General features: G+C 67.4%; 17 protein-coding genes. 2 read left to right on the forward strand and 15 right to left on the reverse strand.

The window, feature by feature from the left end; genetic code table 11:
• Positions 1 to 2: 2 nt before the first annotated feature.
• The 6 genes from CETAM_RS07315 to tpx all read right to left on the reverse strand — a co-directional run bounded on the left by CETAM_RS07315 (position 3) and on the right by tpx (position 5,449).
• Complete coding sequence (locus CETAM_RS07315) at positions 3 to 587, reverse strand: 1,2-dihydroxy-3-keto-5-methylthiopentene dioxygenase (RefSeq protein ID WP_156228256.1); 585 nt, start codon at positions 585 to 587, stop codon at positions 3 to 5.
• A 9-nt stretch (positions 588 to 596) separates the two neighbouring features.
• Complete coding sequence (locus tag CETAM_RS07320) at positions 597 to 2,150, reverse strand: xylulokinase (RefSeq protein WP_156228257.1); 1,554 nt, start codon at positions 2,148 to 2,150, stop codon at positions 597 to 599.
• A 113-nt stretch (positions 2,151 to 2,263) separates the two neighbouring features.
• The gene (gene hisS, locus CETAM_RS07325) at positions 2,264 to 3,550 is read right to left on the reverse strand and encodes a histidine--tRNA ligase (protein WP_156228258.1); all 1,287 of its coding nucleotides are present in this window, start codon (positions 3,548 to 3,550) and stop codon (positions 2,264 to 2,266) included.
• Between the two features lie 15 nt (positions 3,551 to 3,565).
• Positions 3,566 to 4,207, reverse strand: a complete 642-nt coding sequence (locus tag CETAM_RS07330; RefSeq protein WP_197085686.1) for an MBL fold metallo-hydrolase — start codon at positions 4,205 to 4,207, stop codon at positions 3,566 to 3,568.
• A 10-nt stretch (positions 4,208 to 4,217) separates the two neighbouring features.
• Entirely contained in the window at positions 4,218 to 4,832 is a 615-nt protein-coding gene (locus CETAM_RS07335) for a hypothetical protein (RefSeq protein ID WP_156228260.1), read from the reverse strand.
• 119 nt (positions 4,833 to 4,951) lie between these two features.
• The gene (gene tpx / locus CETAM_RS07340; protein ID WP_156228261.1) at positions 4,952 to 5,449 is read right to left on the reverse strand and encodes a thiol peroxidase; all 498 of its coding nucleotides are present in this window, start codon (positions 5,447 to 5,449) and stop codon (positions 4,952 to 4,954) included.
• A gap of 99 nt (positions 5,450 to 5,548) precedes the next feature.
• Between tpx and CETAM_RS07345 the strand changes: the two genes are divergently transcribed.
• Complete coding sequence (locus tag CETAM_RS07345; protein ID WP_156228262.1) at positions 5,549 to 6,394, forward strand: peptidylprolyl isomerase; 846 nt, start codon at positions 5,549 to 5,551, stop codon at positions 6,392 to 6,394.
• A 144-nt stretch (positions 6,395 to 6,538) separates the two neighbouring features.
• The gene (locus CETAM_RS07350; RefSeq protein ID WP_156228263.1) at positions 6,539 to 6,856 is read left to right on the forward strand and encodes a hypothetical protein; all 318 of its coding nucleotides are present in this window, start codon (positions 6,539 to 6,541) and stop codon (positions 6,854 to 6,856) included.
• Between the two features lie 153 nt (positions 6,857 to 7,009).
• Here the strand turns inward: CETAM_RS07350 and CETAM_RS07355 are convergent, their stop codons facing one another.
• The 9 genes from CETAM_RS07355 to ruvB form a co-directional block, all read right to left on the reverse strand.
• Positions 7,010 to 7,192 (reverse strand): hypothetical protein, encoded by a 183-nt coding sequence (locus CETAM_RS07355; protein ID WP_231587391.1) that lies wholly within the window; start codon positions 7,190 to 7,192, stop codon positions 7,010 to 7,012.
• Positions 7,193 to 7,284: 92 nt separating this feature from the next.
• Positions 7,285 to 9,180 carry a bifunctional metallophosphatase/5'-nucleotidase gene (locus tag CETAM_RS07360; RefSeq protein ID WP_156228264.1) on the reverse strand — a complete coding sequence of 632 codons (1,896 nt, stop codon included), beginning with the start codon at positions 9,178 to 9,180 and terminating at the stop codon, positions 7,285 to 7,287.
• A gap of 258 nt (positions 9,181 to 9,438) precedes the next feature.
• Positions 9,439 to 11,724, reverse strand: coding sequence for a RelA/SpoT family protein (locus tag CETAM_RS07365; protein WP_156228265.1), 2,286 nt, complete (start codon positions 11,722 to 11,724; stop codon positions 9,439 to 9,441).
• On the reverse strand, positions 11,721 to 12,281 hold the full coding sequence (locus CETAM_RS07370; protein ID WP_156228266.1) for an adenine phosphoribosyltransferase: 561 nt from the start codon (positions 12,279 to 12,281) through the stop codon (positions 11,721 to 11,723). The genes CETAM_RS07365 and CETAM_RS07370 overlap by 4 nt, the downstream gene beginning before the upstream one ends.
• A complete protein-coding gene (locus CETAM_RS07375; protein ID WP_156228267.1) occupies positions 12,274 to 13,965 on the reverse strand; it encodes an ABC transporter substrate-binding protein in 1,692 nt (563 codons plus the stop codon). The genes CETAM_RS07370 and CETAM_RS07375 overlap by 8 nt, the downstream gene beginning before the upstream one ends.
• A 28-nt stretch (positions 13,966 to 13,993) precedes the next feature.
• Positions 13,994 to 15,112, reverse strand: a complete 1,119-nt coding sequence (gene secF, locus CETAM_RS07380) for a protein translocase subunit SecF (protein ID WP_156228268.1) — start codon at positions 15,110 to 15,112, stop codon at positions 13,994 to 13,996.
• The gene (gene secD, locus CETAM_RS07385; protein ID WP_156228269.1) at positions 15,113 to 16,933 is read right to left on the reverse strand and encodes a protein translocase subunit SecD; all 1,821 of its coding nucleotides are present in this window, start codon (positions 16,931 to 16,933) and stop codon (positions 15,113 to 15,115) included.
• A 264-nt stretch (positions 16,934 to 17,197) separates the two neighbouring features.
• The gene (yajC, locus tag CETAM_RS07390) at positions 17,198 to 17,620 is read right to left on the reverse strand and encodes a preprotein translocase subunit YajC (protein WP_156228270.1); all 423 of its coding nucleotides are present in this window, start codon (positions 17,618 to 17,620) and stop codon (positions 17,198 to 17,200) included.
• A gap of 48 nt (positions 17,621 to 17,668) precedes the next feature.
• A complete protein-coding gene (gene ruvB, locus CETAM_RS07395; protein WP_197085688.1) occupies positions 17,669 to 18,718 on the reverse strand; it encodes a Holliday junction branch migration DNA helicase RuvB in 1,050 nt (349 codons plus the stop codon).
• Positions 18,719 to 18,727: the final 9 nt, after the last annotated feature.

Below are 18,727 nucleotides of genomic sequence, written 5' to 3' on the forward strand. Positions count from 1 at the left end.
GGCTACTTTCCGCCGCGGCTGGCGGCGAGCTCGTCGTGGGTGGGGAAGGTGGCGGAGATGGGGTCGCCGGTGAAGTCGCCGACCCAGCCCTGGCCGTCGTGAAAGAATCGGATGGCGCAGAACTGCGGGTCGGCGGTGCCCATGTCGAACCAGTGGGTCGCCCCCTCCGGCACGGAGACGAGGTCGCCGCGCTCACAGAAGATCGCCGAGACCGTGTCATCGATGTGCAGGTAGAAGGTTCCGGTGCCCTCGACGAAGAAGCGGACCTCATCGTCGTCGTGGGTGTGCTCATTGAGGAACTTCTCCCGGGCGGCCCGTGCGGTGGCGGCGAAATCGGGTTGGCCGGTGTTCTTCAGACGGGCGACGTCGACGGTGGTGAAGTTCTCCTCCCCGCTGATGCGGGCGACCTCGTCGGCGTAGGCGGCCAGGACGGCGTCCTGGTCGGCATCGTCGGCGAGTTCACGGGTCGGCCACTGGTCGTAGCGGACGCCGAGCCCTGCCAGTCGACTGCGGATGGCCGCCGGGTCCTCGCTGCGGAAGGTCTCGGTGGCGGGATCCGAGGTGTTCCAGGTGACGAGCAGGGTCATTGTCTTCTCCTAAAGGTTGGCGTTGAGTTGGCGGAGGCCACGCACGGCGGCGAAGGCCTCCTGCATCGGGCCGGCGAGCAGGTCACGGCGAATGGCCGCGGCACGCCGGTAGGTCTCGTGGGCGGCGGGATCCGGGAGGTGCGGGCGACCCCCCGCGTTCCACTCCCTCAGTTGGGCGCACAGCCCCGGGGAGGTGCCCAGCCCCTGGTTGACCAGGGCGGCGTTGGCCAGGACCGGCCCGTCAACCCGGTGCGGCCGGCGCCAGGGGATGCCGGTGACGTCCGCCTTGATCTGGTTCCAGACGTCGCTGGCCGCGCCGCCACCGGTCGCCAGCACCTCGGTCAGTTCCACACCGGCACGTTGGACGACCTCGAGGGTGGACGCGTACTCGTAGGCCACGGCCTCCAACGCGGAGCGCCACAGGCGGGCCGTGTCCGTGCCGGAGTCCATGCCCAGCCACGTGCCGGAGGCGTCGGGGCTGTCCGGGTTCCCGCCGGCGAGGTAGGGCAGGAATAGCACGCCGTCGGAGCCGGGGGCGATCCCCGCGGCGAGCGCGTCGAACTCGCGGTAGACGGAGTCATCGCCGTCGAGGCGTGCGATCTGGTCGCGGAACCAGCGCAGGGACAGCCCGCCGGCCCGGATGTAGCCCCAGTAGAAGGACTGCCCCGGGATGGTGCCCAGGCTGTAGAGCATGCCCGGCATGGCGGTGACCTCCGGGACGATTCCGTCCACGCCGACGGTGAGGATGCTGGTCGTGCCCGCCGAGTCGGTGGACTGACCGACCTCCACCATGCCGGAGGCGAGGTTGGACTGCATGACGTCACCGGCACCGGCGACCACCGGGGTGCCCTCCGGCAGACCGGTGCGTGCCGACGCCTCCCGGGTCACAGCCCCGACCACCTCGTCAGAGGCGATGATGCGCGGCAGGATCTCCAGGGGCAGGCCGAAGGTGGCGAACTGTCCCGGCGAGAACGCACGGGTGGCCTCGTCCCACCCGACCATCCACCCCGAGGCGTGGGTGGGGTCCGTGAACATATCCTCCTGACGCAGGCCGGTCAGGCGCGCGGAAACATAGGGGGCCACGGAGACCGAACGTGCCACGCGCGACCAGAGGTCGGGCTCGTTGTCCCGGATCCACTGCAGCTGGAAGGGAGCGGCGTAGGCGTCGAGGGTCGACGTGCCGGACTCGGTGAGCCAGAGCGGATCGAGTTCCTCCCCCGCCCGGATCGCGTGGCCCTGGGCACGGGTGTCCAGGCTGGTGAGGATGGGCCGCAGAATGGTGCCCTGCGAATCCAGGAGAACCTGGCCGACCAGGATGCCGGAGAGGGCGATCCCCGCGACGTCCGAACGGGCCACCCCGGCGGACACGGCGGCGTCGAGCGCGGTGGCGATGGCGGTGAAGGCTGCGGCGACGAGATGCTCCGGATCCATCTCCGCGCGGCCGGGGCCGCCGTAGTTGATGGTGTGTGGAACGTAGGCCCGCCCCACCTGGACCCCCTCGGCGGTGTACACCCCGGCCTTGGTGCCCTGTGTACCCACGTCCACTCCGACGGTGACGGCCATCCGCACTCCTCCCGTAGCCCGGTCTAGCAGAAATAGACCGGTTGGTTCGTTAATCTTGGAGGTACCTTAACAAAGCGTCCGGGCGAGGGGTCAATCTCCCCCGGGGCCGTCCGTCAGACCGACCTGGCGCCGAGATGCGCGACCACATCCGCCAGCGACACATCCTCCTGGGTGTGGGCGGCCAGATCCTTGACCGCGACTGTGCCGGCGGCCAGCTCGTTCTCACCGAGCACCAGCGCGAAACGGGCGTTGGCGCGGTCGGCGCCCTTCATCGCGCCCTTGAGACCACGGTCGCCGTAGGCCATGTCGGTGGAGATACCGGCGGAGCGCAGGTCATTGACCAGCAGCGCCATGGCCTTCTTGGCCTCTGCACCCAGGGCGACGCCGTACACGTCGACGCGGCGCTCCACGTCCTCGAGGGTCACGCCCTCCGCCTCCAGGGCGAGGATGGTGCGGTCGACGCCGAGGCCGTAGCCGATGCCGGAGAGGTCCTGGCCGCCGAGCTGGGCCATGAGGCCGTCATAACGCCCGCCGCCGCCGATGCCGGACTGGGCGCCCAGGCCGTCGTGGACGAACTCGAAGCAGGTCTTGGTGTAGTAGTCCAGGCCACGGACCATACGGGAGTTGATGACGTAGGGGACGGACATGTCGTCGAGCAGCCCGGTGACGGTGTCAAAGTGCTCACGGGCCTCGACGGAGAGGTGATCGAGCATGAGGGGTGCGTCAGCGGTCATCTCCCGGACCTCCGGGCGCTTGTCGTCGAGCACCCGCAGGGGGTTGATCTCCGCGCGGTGGCGGGTCTCCTCGTCCAACGGCAGCTTGAACAGGAAATCCTGCAGCTTCTCGCGGTAGGCGGGACGGCAGGAGTCGTCACCCAGGCTGGTCAGCTCGAGGCGGAAGCCCGACAGGCCGAGTGCGCGGAAGGACCGGTCAGCGAGGGCGATGATCTCGGCGTCGAGGGCCGGGTCGTCGATGCCGATGGCCTCCACGCCGACCTGCTGGAGCTGACGGTAGCGACCTGCCTGGGGGCGCTCGTAGCGGAAGAATGGGCCGGCGTAGTTGAGCTTGACCGGCAGCTGGCCGCGGTCCAGGTTGTGCTCGATGACCGCGCGCATGACGCCGGCGGTGCCCTCCGGCCGCAGGGTGACGGAGCGGTCACCGCGGTCGGCGAAGGTGTACATCTCCTTGCTCACCACGTCGGTGGACTCACCGACGCCGCGGGCGAAGAGCGTGGTGTCCTCGAAGATGGGCAGCTCGATGTGCTGGAAGCCGGCCAGATGGGCCTGATGGATGAAGGTCTCGCGGACCTTCAGGAACACCGGGGAGACCGGTGGGACGTAGTCCGGGACACCCTTGGGTGCGGACAGGGCGGCGAACTTGGCGGGCTTCTTCTCAGTCACGCCTATCTACAGTACTCACATGCCCAGCTGGAGCAGGAACGGGTTGGTCGCGCGTTCCGCACGCATGGAGGTGGAGGCGCCGTGGCCGGGGAACAACTGGAGGGAATCATCAAGATCCCACACTGGACCACGGAGGGTGGCGTCCATCAGGGCAGGATCGGAACCGGCGAAATCGGTGCGCCCGATCGAGCCCTGGAAGAGGACGTCGCCGCTGAAGCAGAACTGCTCGTGGACCAGCAGGCAGCTGCCCGGGGAATGCCCGGGGGCATGCCTGACCTGCATGGCCACGCCGGCGAGCAGCAGGTCCTGCCCGTCCTTCAGGTCCCGGAGATCACTGACGGGGGTCATGTTGGCGGCGTCGAAAAGCACCTGGGACTGCTGCGACACACCGTCCTTGCCGGCGAGCATGAAAGCGTCCTCCGGGTGGATGTACACGGGAACGTTGTACTGCCGGGCCAGAGTGCCGGCGTCGCGGGTGTGGTCGACGTGACCGTGGGTGAGCACGATGGCGACGAGGTCGGCCCCCGTCTCCTCCAGCGCCTTCTCTACCTGCTTGTGCGCGTGCATGCCGGGATCCACCACGAAGGCCTCGCCCTCATTGGCGAGGACGTAGGTGTTGGTGTTGTAGGGGCCGGCCGCGAATCCGTGGAGCTGCATGACGGGCAGTCTAGCGGCTCGCGCGATGATACTCGTGAACCGTGTAACTGACCTGGGTGGACACAGGCTCAGCCGGCAGTCCGGCCAATTGGACGTAGGGCAGGTGACAGTCGTCGGAGAGCACCCGGCCCGCGGCGCGGTCGCTCTCGCGGATGAGCCTGCCGACGCCGTCGCGAAGCTGCACCGACAGCGTCTCCCCCTCCCCGCTGCGGAAGGAGATCAGGTACACGCCGTCCCCGCACCCCGGCTGGCCCGCCGGAAACCAGTTGCCCCCGGGGCCGGGGATGATCTGCGGCTGTCCGGCCCGCCAGGCGCGCACCTCCCCGTCCCAGCTGCGGAAGTACTCGAACTGATCCGCGCCCCGGCGCCAGACGTCGGGGGCCTCAGGCCCGGAGGTGTCCTGGATACTGTTCATGGCCGCTGTCCCGAAGGTCGCCTCCACCGGCTCCGCCACGGGAGACGGTGTCTGCGAGACCACCTCGACCTCCCCGCCGGCGCGCGCCGCGAAAGCGTCGGGAGAGTCGGCGTCCCGGGCTCCGAGGGTCACCGCCGCACAGAGTCCGGCGACGGAGGCCACGACCACGGTGGCCAGAGTAAAAGGGGTGGTCCGCTGGGAGCGGGTCATGAACTCTCCTGGTGATACGTCGGAACGGCAGACCCGTTCATCATGGCAGACCGGCGGGAAGGCGGCGAAAAGCCCCGGCCGTCGGAACACAGGACGGTCGGGGCTCTGGGAGTGGGGTGTTACTGCAGGGCGTTGACTGCTTCGTCGTAGTCCGGCTCGGTGGTGATCTCATCGACGAGCTGGGTGTAGACGACCTTGCCGTTCTCGTCGGCGACGATGACGGCGCGGGCGAGCAGGCCCTTGAGGGGGGAGCCCTCGAGGGTCAGGCCGTAGTCCTCGCCGAAGGAGGAACGGAACGCGGAACCGGCGGTCAGGTTCTCGATGCCCTCAGCGGAGCAGAAGCGGCCGTGGGCGAAGGGGAGGTCCCGGGAGACGCCGAGCACGACGGTGTTGTCCAGGGAGGTGGCGCGCTTGTTGAACTCGCGGACGGAGGCCGCACATACTCCGGTGTCCAGGGACGGGAAGATGTTGATGACGACGCGCTTGCCGGCGAAGTCCGCCGGGGTGATCTCGGCGAGGTCCGTCCCGACGAGGGTGAAGTCCGGGAGCTGGTCGCCCACGGCCGGGAGCTCGCCGGACGTGGTGGTGGGTTCGTTCTTGAAGGTTACGTTTGCCATGCCCCCAGAGTAGAGATGATCACCACACCGTGCCAGGGACGAGGGGCGCACACTAGACTGACGGACCGACATGCCCGCCGACAACAGGAAGAGCACAGAGTGACCGACAACAGGAAACGCGGCGAGGACGCCCTCGCCCAGCTTGACCGCGAACTCAAGTCCCGCGACCGCGCCGAGAAGTTCCGCCCGGCCAAGGTCGGAGCGGCCGCCGCGGCCGCCATCCTGGTGATCGTCGGTGGTATCTGGTTCCTCTCCTCCCGCGACAGCGACGAGGAGATCACCGCCTCCGAGGAGACGACCACCAGCGTGGAGACCCCGACCGTCGAGCCGCTGGCACTGACCCGCGCAACCGCACTGCCGGAGACCGTCACCTGCGAGTACCCCGAGGCCGGCGACGCCTCCCGCGAGGTCTCCACCCCGGCCACCGATGACGTGCCCACCACGGGCACCGTCAACGTCACCCTGAACACGGGCCAGGGCCCCATCGGCATGGAGCTCGACCGCACCGTGGCCCCCTGCACCGTCAACGCCATCGAGCACTTCGCCGCCGAGAGCTACTACGACGACACCGTCTGCCACCGACTGACCACCTCCGGCATCTTCGTCCTGCAGTGCGGTGACCCGTCCGGCACCGGCGCGGGCGGCCCCGGGTTCCAGTTCGCCAACGAGTACCCCACCGATGAGCTCACCGAGCCCTCCGCCACCCCGGTCATCTACCCGCGTGGTTCGATCGCCATGGCCAACGCCGGTCCGGACACCAACGGATCACAGTTCTTCCTCAACTACCAGGACTCCCCGCTGGCACCGGACTACACCTACTTCGGGCAGATCTCCGAGGAGGGCCTGGCCACCCTCGACCAGATCGCCGCAACCGGCGTCGAGGGCGGCGCCGCCGACGGCGCTCCGGCTGAGGAAGTCCGCATCGAGACAGCGGCACTCGGCTGAGTGCTTCCCGACGCCCCTCCCGCCCCGGCCGGTTCTGGCCGGGGCGCTGGGTTTTCAGTCACGAATCGGTTGCACGGTTGACACGGACGTTATATGGTGGCTGCAGTTCCATGACCTACCCTCCGCTGAAGAACAGGTGTTCCCATGAAGCTCCTCTCCCGTAAGGCCCTGGCCGCTGTCGCCACCACCGTCGCTCTGACCACCGCCGGCATCTCCGCTCCCGCCTTCGCCGCCGAGCAGGTCACCATTAGTGCCCAGGCCGCCCAGGACTCCGAGGAAGACGGCAGCACCGAGAACGAGGGCTCATCCTTCCTCGGCTCCTCCGAGACCTCCGGCGACAACGACGAAGAGGGTTTGTCTTCTGACCCGAAGGAGATCCGCGACTGGGTTGCGGTCTTCACCGCCATCGTCGGCGCCCTCTCCACCGCCTTCGTCTTCATGCAGCGTCTCACCACCCCCTAAGCTTCACCGCTTCAAGCCAGTACCACAGGCCGTCTCCCCGTCCAGGGGAGGCGGCCTGTGCTGATTCAGGTGCCACTTCACCCCGCGTAACACTTCCGGGTCGAGGGGCTGTCCCGCCCGGATCACCGACATCATGCCCGTGGGTTCCACGGATCATGGCCTGCACCTGTCCGAGTGAGCCCAGACCGGCGCGGCGGAGGCGGTCAGCGACATGAGCACGCGGGTGCCGAAAATCTTCGGCGACACCAGGAAACCGAGGTAGATCCCCGCCGCGGAGGTGATGATCACCGGGATCCGCCATGGTTCGATGAGCAGTTCCTGAAGGATGAGGTCCACGCCCACAGAGCCTGGTCAGGAAAGACTGAAGGCCGGGTACCTTCCACCCGCGGACGGTGGGGGTACCCGGCCTTCAGGCGCGGTGGTGGCGCTCAGCCGCGGGAGCTGCCGGCGGAAGAGGCGACCTTGCGGGTGGAGCCGGTGTCGATCGGGGACTTTCCTCCCCCGGCCGGCGCGAGGTCGGTGGTGACGAGCAGATCAGCCACGGTCCACTCCCCTTCCGGGACGACGAGCTCCACGGTGGCAGTGCCGTGCTCGCCCATGCGGTTGAAATCCGCGACGAACTGGGTGGTGATGGCCGTGGACACGGTGGTGTCACCCAGGGTGACGAAGGCGGTTTCCGCCTGCGGCTCAGAGGGGTTGGAGTAGTTCAGGGAGGTCAGCTCGACGGTGACGGTCTGGCCTGCGATGAGATCGCCGACGACGGTGACGCCGATGTCGCCCTGCTGAAGGCGGGGGCTGACGTCCTCGTTTGCTTTGAGGTGGTCGATGAATGCCTGGACGTCCATGTAGCCGACATTGACCTGGTTCCTGACCTCGGCGGGATCGATGAAGCCGTCACCGCCCTCGAGGAGGAAGGTCGACGCGGCGACGCGGTAATCCAGGTTCGGATCCAGGTTCTCGCCGTTGAGGGTCACGTTCAACACGCGCTCTCCGGCGGGGCGGGTCGGATCATAGGTGTAGGAGAGTCCGTCGGACAGGCCCAGTGCCAGACGCGGGCGGGAACCCGCCGGATCCTTCCACTGGTTCTCGATGGCGTTGATGATCGCCCGGCCGGACAGATCGGCGTAGGAGACTTCGTTGCCGAAGGGCTGGATGTCGAAGATCTGCTTGTAGGTGACTGGACCGGCGGGCAGGTCCTGGCGGACGCCGCCGGCATTCATCAGCCCGATGTCGACCGGCTGCTCGGTGAAGGCAGCCATGGAGGCGCGCTGTGCCTCAGCGATGAGGTGGTTGAGCGTCGACTCTGCGCCACGGTTGTTGCCTTCGGTCTCGCCGGCGTTGTTTCCGCGGGAGAAGGAGTGCCCGATGGTGGCGACCACCTGCGCGCCGAGTGCGTCCGCCTGAGCCTGTGCCTCAGCGACGATGCCGGCGACCCGGGCGTTCGGGGTGGCGCCCAGGGCGATGGCGGCATCCCGGTCGTACTGGTTGATCTCCGTGACCTCAAGCTCGCCGGTGGCGGGGTTGTAGGTGAAGTTCACGTCGGTGAGCAGCTCGCCGTACTGGCCGGACTGGGCGTACGGGACGTTGGAGTTCTCGTCGGCGGAACGGACATGGGAGTCGCCGCCGAAGACGAAGTCCACGTCCCGGGAATCGAAGTCGCCGATGAAGGCTCCAGCGTCCTCGTGCATGAGGGCGATGACAACGTCGGCCGCGTCGGCTTCCCGGAGCTCCCGGGCCACCTTGTTGGTTTCCTCGACCGGGTCACGGAATTCCAGGCCCGCGATGCCCGCCGGGGACACCTTGTTCAGGGTCTGCTCGGTCACGGTTCCGACGAAGGCGATCCGGACCCCGTCGCGCTCGATGATCCGGTGGGAATCGAGCAGCCGTTCGCCGTCGGCCCGGTAGACGTTGGCACCGAGAATGGGGAAATCGGAGTCGCCGGCGATGCGGCCGAGCAGGTCGTCCTGACCCCGGTCGAACTCATGGTTTCCCGCTGCGGAGACGTCCACGCCTGCGGCGTTGAGGAAATCGATGGTGTATCTGTCGTCGGAGATGGCCGAGACGAAGGCTGAACCGCCGACATTGTCACCCGAGGTGGTGAAGATGTTCTCGTCACCGTTGATCTCGTCGTTGAGGCCGGCGAGGAGTGCCGCACCCATGTAGCCGTTGTAGCCGTCCTCGACTAGGTGGCCGTGGAAGTCGGTGATGTTGGAGACCGAGAATTCGACGACGTCCTGAGCGGCGGCGACGGGTGCGAGACCCAGTGCGAGGGCGGTGGTGGTCGTGGCCGCGATGAGGCGGCCCATGCGACGGAGGGGAGTCACGAAAAGAATCTCCTGAAATCTTCATTAAGGGAAAGCGGAACAGGAGTAGTTCTAGCCCGCATATCACCTGAATGCCAGCTGAATTTCGCCCACGACCTGCCCCTTCACCTGAATCTGTCCAAGAGTTAACCCCCAGGCCACCCTCACAGATAGCACTTTTAACCTTGACCTCCGGACGCCAGGGAAAAACCACCCCCGCAAGTGTGAGTACTCGTGGGGGTGGTGTGGCTGGAGTGAATCTGCGGCACGGTCAGGGGATCAGGAGGTCACCCGGTAGACGTCGAAGACGCCCTCCGTGTTGCGCAACGTGGTGATCAACTGCCCCAGCTGCTTGGTGTCGGACACCGAGAACGTCATCCGGATCATGGCGATGTGGTCGTCGGAGGACTGCGAGCTCATCGACATCACCGACAGCTTCTGTTCGCTGAACACGCGGGTGATCTCGAACAACAGACCCTGACGGTCAAGCGCCTCGACCTGGAGCGTCGCGGCGAATGCCCCACCCGGTACCCCGCCGTCCGCCCATGCCACATGGATCAGTCTTTCCGGCTCCTGGCGCAGCTTCTCGGAGTTGGTGCAGTCGGTGCGGTGAACGGAGACTCCCCCGCCGCGGGTGACGAAACCGAAGATCTCATCCCCCGGCACCGGCTGGCAGCACTTGGCCATCTTCGCCATGACGTCCGGGCTGCCCTCGACGAGCACACCGGTACCCGACTCTGAATCCGCGGCCCGCGCCCGGGAACTGATGATCTCCGAGAACGGAGTGCGTGCGGCCAGGGCGTCGACGGCGTCATCCTGATCGCCGAAGATCGCCATGAGCTGGTTGGCCACATGGTGCGCGGACACGCTGCCTGCACCGATGGCGGTGTAGAGGGCGTCGACGTCCGGGTAGTGCAGCTGGGTGGCCACCGTCTTCATCGACTGCGCGGTGAACAGCCGGTGCATCGGCAGGCCACCGCGCTGGACTTCAGCCGCGAGGGCGTCACGGCCGGCGTAGAGGTGCTCCTCGCGCCGCTCCTTGGCAAACCACTGACGGATCTTCGCCTTCGCCCGCGGGGAGACGACGAAATCCTGCCAGTCGCGGGAGGGCCCGGCGTTCTGGTCCTTCGAGGTGAATATCTCGACCCGGTCGCCGGACTTCAGGGTCGATTCGAGGGCGACGAGCTTGCCGTTGACCTTCGCGCCGATGCAGCGGTGACCGACCTCGGTGTGGACGGCATAGGCGAAGTCCACCGGGGTGGATTCCGCCGGCAGGTTGACCACGTCCCCCTTGGGGGTGAAAGCGAAGATCTGCTTGGCGGTGAGGTCGTAGCGCAGTGAGTCGAGGAATTCGTTGGGGTCCGCCGCCTCCTTCTGCCAGTCCAGCAGCTGACGCATCCACGCCATCTGGTCGACTTCGTCCCGGTCACCCTTGTGTGAGCCCTTGGTCTCCTTGTAGCGCCAGTGCGCGGCGACGCCGAACTCGGCGTTGTAGTGCATCTCGTGGGTACGGACCTGCACCTCGAGTGGCCTGCCGTGCAGCGCCATCACCGTGGTGTGCAGTGACTGGTAGACGCCGAAACGCGGGGAGGAGATGTAGTCCTTGAAGCGACCGGGCAGAGCCGAGTACAGGGAGTGCACGACACCGATGGCGGCGTAGCAGTTGTTGATGTTGTCGACCAGGATGCGGATGCCCACCAGGTCGAAGATCTCGTCGAAGTCACGACCCCGGACGATCATCTTCTGGTAGATCGACCAGTAGTGCTTCGGTCGGCCCATGACCTCGGCCTCGATGTTGTTCTCCCGCAGCGCCGAGGTGACCTGCTCGATGATCTCCTTCAACGCCCGGTCGCGGGAGGGTGCCCGGTCAGCGACGAGACGCACGATCTCGTCGTACTTCTTCGGGTAGAGGATCGCGAAGGAGAGATCCTCCAGCTCCCATTTCACGCTTGCCATGCCCAGACGGTGGGCCAGCGGGGCGATGACCTCGAGGGTCTGCCGGGCCTTCTTCGCCTGCTTCTCGGGCGGGAGGAAACGCATCGTGCGCATGTTGTGCAGGCGGTCGGCGACCTTGATCACCAGGACACGGGGGTCCTCCGCCATGGCCACGATCATCTTGCGGATGGTCTCCGCCTCGGCGGCCGCGCCGAGCGCCACCTTGTCCAGCTTGGTCACGCCGTCCACGAGTCGCGCCACCTCGGCCCCGAACTCCTCGGTCAACTGCTCGAGGGAGTAGTCGGTGTCCTCCACCGTGTCATGCAGCAGCGCCGCGACCAGGGTGGTGGTGTCCATGCCGATCTCCGCGGCGATGGTGGCCACCGCCAACGGGTGAGTGATGTAGGGGTCACCGGACTTACGGACCACACCCTCGTGCAGGCGTTCGGCGGTCTCATAGGCGCGGGAGAGCACTTCGGCGTCGGCACGTGGATGGACCTGGCGGTGGATCGACAGCAACGGGTCGAGCACCGGGTTGGTCTTCGCCCGTGTGCCGGTGAGACTCCGCGCCAGACGCGCCGACATGCTGCGGACGCCGACATTGGAACGCGGACGGGAGCGGTCGGTCATTTGTTGATCACCACCAGCGGAAGGTCACTGAGCCGCTCGCGGCCGCCGAGTTCGGGTACCTCGAGGACAACAACGTTGCCCAGGACCTCGCCGCCGGCGTGTTCGATGAGCTTGCGGGCGGCGATGAGGGTGCCGCCGGTGGCGAGCACGTCGTCGACGAGGACGACCTTGACCCCGTGCACGTCCTGCCCGTCGGCGGGGATCTCCAGCGCGGCGGTGCCGTACTCGAGGGCGTAGACCTCGGTGACCACCGGCGGCGGAAGCTTGCCCTGCTTACGTATCGCCAGGATCCCCAACCCGAGGTTGTAGGCCACGGCGGAACCGAGGAGGAAACCGCGGGCGTCGAGGCCACCGATCATCTCGGCGCCGAGGGCACGGCAGGCGTCGGAAAGCTCGTCGACGACGATCTGGAACGCCTCCGCATCGGCCAGCACCGGGGTGAGGTCCTCGAACAGGACCCCCTCCTCCGGCCAGTCCCGCACGTAGCGAATTTTATCTGCGAGCGCATCCCGGGCGCTGTCGTACGTGCTGGTTCGCTTCGGCGTTTCGTTAAGCACCGTTGTCCTCGCTTAGCCATCGGTCCATGTTCCAGCCGATTCCGGCCAGTCCCGTATACACAACCACGTTACCCACTGTGCGGTCGATCACGAACCAGCGGGGTTGCGCCGCGAGAGGAATGCTGGGGACCTCCTGCCAGAGCCGCTTCTCCGCCTCCCGGAGGTAGTTGACGTCGACGGCCCGCGACGACGCCGCCCCGAACTCCGCCATCGGATCCACGGCCATCAGAACGGCGTCGAGCGTCCCTTCGCGGATCACCGTCTCACCCCACTGACCGGTGGTCACCTTCGAGAGGTCCGCCAGACCAGTGGACTCGCCGGAGGCATCCTCCACCGTGATTCCCGCCTGTCCACAGGACTCGGCGATCGCCGCGACCATCGCCGCCTTCCGGTCATCCGGGCCGAGGTAGCCGATTCTTATGGTCGCACCCGTCAGTGCCTGAGCGCGGCCGATGTCCGTGGGAAGTTCGGGGTCGGTCACATCCACCAACTGACGCGCGGCCGGATCGTTGTGCGGCAGGGAGTGCAGCGCCACCGGCGGGACCTCCACGCCGCTGACGCGTGACGACGCCGCCGCCACCGCATTCTGGTCCACACATCCGGCAAACGCCCGGCGTGCCTCGGCGGTGGCGAACACGCCGGCATCGCCGAGCATGAGGGTATCGGTGAGGTCGCCCACCCGGCTGTCCACGGCGAGGGTGTTCTCCGGGTCATCCCGGTCCACCCAGTCGGGGCTGCTGCTGCGGATGTCGGCGACGCGGAGGGCGTCGGCCTCGAGCAGTCGCTCGGCCTCCGTTCCCCGGGGCCACACGACAATGGTGTCAAGGTCCGGGGCGTCACCGTAGTACTGGTCGTTTGGCCTGAGCACGACCTCCCCGTCCGGGCCGACCCGGTCGATGACGAAGGGGCCCGACGTGACCTGCAGCGCCGGATCGAAGTCCACCAGGTTGAAGCCGTCGCGCCAGACAGGCGCGACCTCGACGAGGGTGCTGAGGTCATCGTTCTGCAGCGCGGTGTGGAGCTCCTCCAGGCTCAGCCCGACCTTCGCCGCGATGGCATGCGCCGGCAGGGTGGAGCCCGGGCCGAAGAGGTGGCGCCAGCGCCCACCGCCCTCCTTGTCGAAGACGACCGTGAAGCGCTTCTGCCCCGGCTCGCAGTCCAGACGCAGAACTTCCCCGGTCTGCGGGAGGTGGGAGCCGAAGATCCCCTCGTGGACGCCGGCCTTGTAGGACAGGAGGAAATCGGTGCACGTGAGGGGCGCTCCGTCGGAGTACCGGGCGTGCTCGGCGATCGTGTAGATGACCTGCCGGTTCGCTCCCGGCAGCACCTGGGTGCTCACCAGGTCCGTGTTCGGGATCATCTGCCCGGAGGGACCGGGCACGAAGACCGCCGGGTAGAGACGGCCCGACAGCGCCTCCGTGTTCGAGGAGGCCCCCACCTCGCTGCCGGCGTTGGTGGTCACAAGAGAGGTGTCGACGAGATACCCGAAGTGTTCCGTGGACTGCGGCTCTTCCGTCCCGCCGCCCCCTCCCCCACCGGAACCCGGAGAACAGGCCGCCAGGGTGACGGCGGTGAGGACCGCCACCACCGCCGTGGCAGTGCGACGCCCACCCTCACGCCAACGTTTCGCCACGTCACACCTACTTTCCCGCCCCGGCTGCCCACAGGGTGCTGATTTGACCATTATATGCGGCGCAGCGGTCAGGGAAGAATCACCTGCGGTCGGGACGCCAACTGGCGCCGGCCCCCGGCGCCTCCGGGCGGGTGTCCGCCGGACCGGCGACGGTGCGCTTGGTGGAGGTGTCGGCGGCGGCGTCGACAAGCTCCTCGTCGTCGCGGCCGGCACGGTAGTCCTCGACCTTCTGGTTGTGGAGTCTGGTGTCCTTCCGGCGGTTGACAAGGCCGACCAGGATCGGGGTCGCCAGGAAGATCGAGGAGAAGATGCCCTCGATCACGCCGATGAGCTGGATGAGCGCCAGATCCTTGAGGGTGCCCACGCCCATCAGCCAGACAGCGACGACCATGAGCGCGATGATCGGCAGAGCGGCGATCACCGACGTGGAGATGGAACGCATGACCGTCTGGTTGACCGCCAGGTTCGCCTCCTCCGCGTAGGTGGCGCGTCTCGAACCGAGGTAGCCGGCGGTATTCTCCCGAACCTTGTCGAAGACGATGACGGTGTCGTAGATGGAGAACGAGAGCACCGTCAGCAGGCCGATCACGGAGGCCGGGGAGACCTCGAAACCGAACAGGGCGTAGATGCCGGCGATGAGGACGCCGTCAACCAGCAGCGCGAGCATCGCGGCCGCAGCCATCTCCTTCTCCAGTCGGAAGGCGATGTAGAGGAACGCCAGGGCAAGGAACGCCCCCATCGCGATGAGCATGCGCTGGGTGATCGTGGAGCCCCAGGACTCGGAGACCGTCGAGTCACCGACGGCGTCCGGCGAGGGGGTGCCGGCGGCATCCAGCGGCTGGTGCTCCTCGAAAATCGCGGCGCGGGCGGCGTCGATCTGCCCGGTGGTCAGTCGCTGGGAGTTGATCTCCAGGGTGCGGGATTCACCGGCGCCGATGATCTGGGTGACCTCCGGCGTGACGCCGGTCGCGTCGATGAACGTCTCCTCGACCTCCTCCACCACCAGCTCCCCGGCGGGCATGTTCATCTTGGTGCCGCCCTCGAAGTCGATGCTGAGGTCGAAACCACGGATGCCGATCGCGCCGATCGAGATGACCAGCAGCACGGCGGTGATCCAGTACCAGAGACGGGAACGGCCGATGAAGTCGACGCCGCCCTCACCGGTGTACAGGCGGTTGAACGTACTCATCGAGCTCATCTACTTCTCCTCCGTGCTTGCGGTGGTTGCTTCCCGACGCCCGGCCGGTTCGGCCTTCTCGGCGCGCTTCGACGCGGCCAGCTCGAACACCTTGCCCATGCCGTTGACGGAGGGCTTGGCGAAGAACGGCTTCCGTGCCGCCAGCAGCATGAGCGGTGCGGTGACCAGGAACGTGACCAGAAGGTCGAACACGGTGGTCAGTCCCAGGGTGAACGCGAAGCCCTTGACCTCACCGACGGCGAGGAAGTAGATGACCACGGCGCCGATCAGGGTGACCATGTTGCCGGTGACGATCGTGCGCTTCGCACGGTCCCAACCGTGCTGGGCGGCCGAACGGAACGTCCGGCCCTCGCGCACCTCATCCTTGACCCGCTCATAGAAGACGACGAAAGAGTCCGCGGTGGTGCCGATGCCGATGATCAGACCCGCGATGCCCGACAGATCCAGTGAGTAGCCGATCCACCGGCCGAGCAGGACCAGGGAGCCGTAGACCAGCAGGCCCGCAGTGAACAGGGTGAACAGGGAGATGAAGCCGAACACACGGTAGTAGGCGAACACGAAGATCGCGACGAGGACAATGCCCACCACGCCCGCGATGAGGCCTGCCTGCAGTGAGGCTACGCCGAGAGAGGCCGGGACGGACTGGGCGGTGCCGCCCGGCTCGCCGTCCTCACCCGCGAAGGAGAGCGGGAGCGCGCCGTAACGCAGGTTGTTGGCCAGCTCCTGGGCCTCCTCCTGGGTGAACTGGCCCGTGATGGAGGTGGCGGAGCCGAAGGGCGTGGCCGACTGGATCACGGGCGCGGAGATGACCTGGGAGTCCAGGGTGATCGCAATCTGCTGCTGCAGGTACTGGGAGGTCAGGTTCGCCCAGGTCTGGGAACCGGAGTTCGCCCCGTCCGTCTTGAAGGCGAAGTTGATCTCCATCTGACCCGTCTGCGCATTGAATCCACCGGTGATGGCGCGAGCGGTGTCGATCTCGTTACCGGTCAGGCGGGGACCGTTGTCGTCGGTCACACCCGCCAGGAGCGGCGCCGGGTCAAGCAGATAGACCTGACCGGTGCCCGGATCGCAGGTCACCAGGGGCAACGCAGGGTCGTCGGAACCGGAGAGCGGATCGGTCGGGGCATCGCAACGCAGCAGGGAGCTGGCCGCCGCCTGGACCGTCGGGTCCGTCGACTGCCGATCCTCCCGCAGGACCTCGGTGATCTGCTGCCGGCGCTCGGTCGACTCGATCGAGTTCGCCGGCTCGGGCAGCGGCTCGGCGGTGACCTCCGGGGCCGCAACCGGTTCGGCGCCCTCCGGCTGATTCTGGTTCACCGCGTCGATGACCGTGGTCACCGAGTTGTCTGCCTGCTCACGGGTGATCACACCCAGCTCGACCCAGCGGTTGGCCATGGAACCCAGGGCCTCCGGCAGTGCGGCGATGTCCGGGTTCGCGGGCACGGCCACGGGACGGAACAGTAGCTGGGAGGTCTGGCCGACGGCCCGGGCCTGCGAGGTGTCCTCGCCCGGCACGGTGATGACCAGCGTGTTGCCGTCCGTCACCACACTCGCGCCGCTGACACCCATGCCGTTGACGCGGTTCTCCAGGATGACGCGCGCCTGGGCGAGCTGATCCGCGGTGGGCTCCTCACCCTGCGGTACCAGCGTCACGCGCGTTCCGCCCTGGAGATCAATACCGAGCTTCGGGCTCGCCTGACGGTCCCCGGTGAAGAACACCAGGGCGAACACCACCGCGAGAATCAGGAAAAATAACGCCAGCGCGCGCTTCGGCCAGGTCCGCTGGGACCCTGACCGTTCGCGTCGGGATGTGACGGACAATGAGGTGACTCCTCCGGATACGAGAGCGCCACCGGAGACCCGGCGACGACTGCCGCACGTGCTCCGCTCGGGAGCTCCGCGACGGCCAACGGTCTGTTGACGCACCACCGCCCGATTGAGGCGGCCGGTGCACAACCGACCATGCTACGTCATCGTTTGCGGCGCTTCAGCACGGAACGGGGGAAGTCGCGCCAAAGAATGAAGCCACCGGCCGGGCAGTCGTAACTGCCTGGCAGGTGGCGGAGTGCGCGTCGGCCGGAGGACCTAGCGGTTCTCGGGGTGACCACCGTCGGTCGGACGGTTCTCCGGGTGCTCCGGGAAGTGGCCCTGCTCCGGCTGCGCCGGGTGCTCCGGGTGCTGGAAACCCTGTTCCTCGGTCGAGGCATCGTAGGTGGACTCGTAGCCGCCGGCACCGGCGATGCCCGCCTCAGCGGTCTCCGCCCGACGCAGCACGGCGATGCGGTCCATGACGACCACCAGGCCCGGCGCCAGCTCAACATCGAGCTGGGTGTCGCGCACGCCGACGATGGTGCCGTGGATGCCGGAAACGGTGACCACACGGTCGCCGCTCTGGATCGACGCCTGCATGTTCTGCAGTTCCGCCTGGCGCCTGCGCTGGGTGCGCATCATGAAGAAGGAGGGGAGGATGAATACCGCGACAATGAGAATAAGCAGAAGAATGTCCATGGTCGCCCAGTCTGCCAGAGAGTTTCCCGGATCCACCACCTGGAGCGGCTAATGCAGGCCGAGAGTGCCCTCCGGCGGTTCCAGACCCAGGTGGCGCCAGGCCGAGGCGGTGGCGACGCGCCCCCGGCCGGTGCGGGCGACCAGGCCAGCGCGGACGAGGTAGGGCTCACAGACCTCCTCGACGGTGCCGGGCTCCTCCCCCACTGCGATGGCCAGGGTGCTGACACCGACGGGGCCACCGCCGTGTCCACGGACCAGTGCGGAGAGAACCGCGCGGTCGAGTCGGTCGAGGCCGAGCTCATCGACGTCGAAGACCTGGAGCGCCCCCTGCGTGGCCGCAAGGTTGATGTGGCCGTCACCGTTGACCTCGGCGAAGTCACGCACACGGCGGAGGAGCCGGTTGGCGATACGCGGTGTTCCGCGGGAGCGGGATGCGATCTCGACGGCGGCGTCCGGATCCATGGTCACGTCCATGATCCGGGCGGCACGGGTGACCACACGCGTCAGATCGTCGACGTCGTAGAACTCCATCTGCGCGGTGAAGCCGAACCGGTCACGCAGCGGGCCGGTGAGCATGCCTGACCGGGTCGTCGCCCCCACCAGCGTGAAGGGCGGCAACTCCAGAGGAATCGACGTGGCGCCCGGCCCCTTGCCCACGATGACGTCGATGCGGAAATCCTCCATCGCCATGTAGAGCATCTCCTCGGCGGGGCGGGCGATGCGGTGGATCTCGTCGATGAACAGGACGTCACCCGCCATGAGGTTCGAGAGCATCGCCGCCAGATCACCCGCCCGCTCGAGTGCCGGACCGGAGGTCATGCGCAGGTTGGTGTTCAGCTCCTGCGCGATGATCATCGCCATCGTCGTCTTGCCCAGGCCGGGCGGGCCGCTGAGCAGGACGTGATCTGCCGTGACCCCGCGGTTCTTCGCGCCCGTGAGCACGAGCGAGAGCTGATTCCTCACCTTGCGCTGGCCGATGAACTCATCCAGGCTGCGCGGCCGCAGCGTCGTCTCAACGTCCTGCTCGCCGACCAGGAGCTGCGTATCTACGTCGCGGTCCTCCGGCAGCGCGAACTCCGTCCGCTCCATGTCACTCACGTCCCTGAC

This window comes from Corynebacterium comes, from assembly GCF_009734405.1.
Taxonomy (GTDB): Bacteria; Actinomycetota; Actinomycetes; order Mycobacteriales; family Mycobacteriaceae; genus Corynebacterium; species Corynebacterium comes.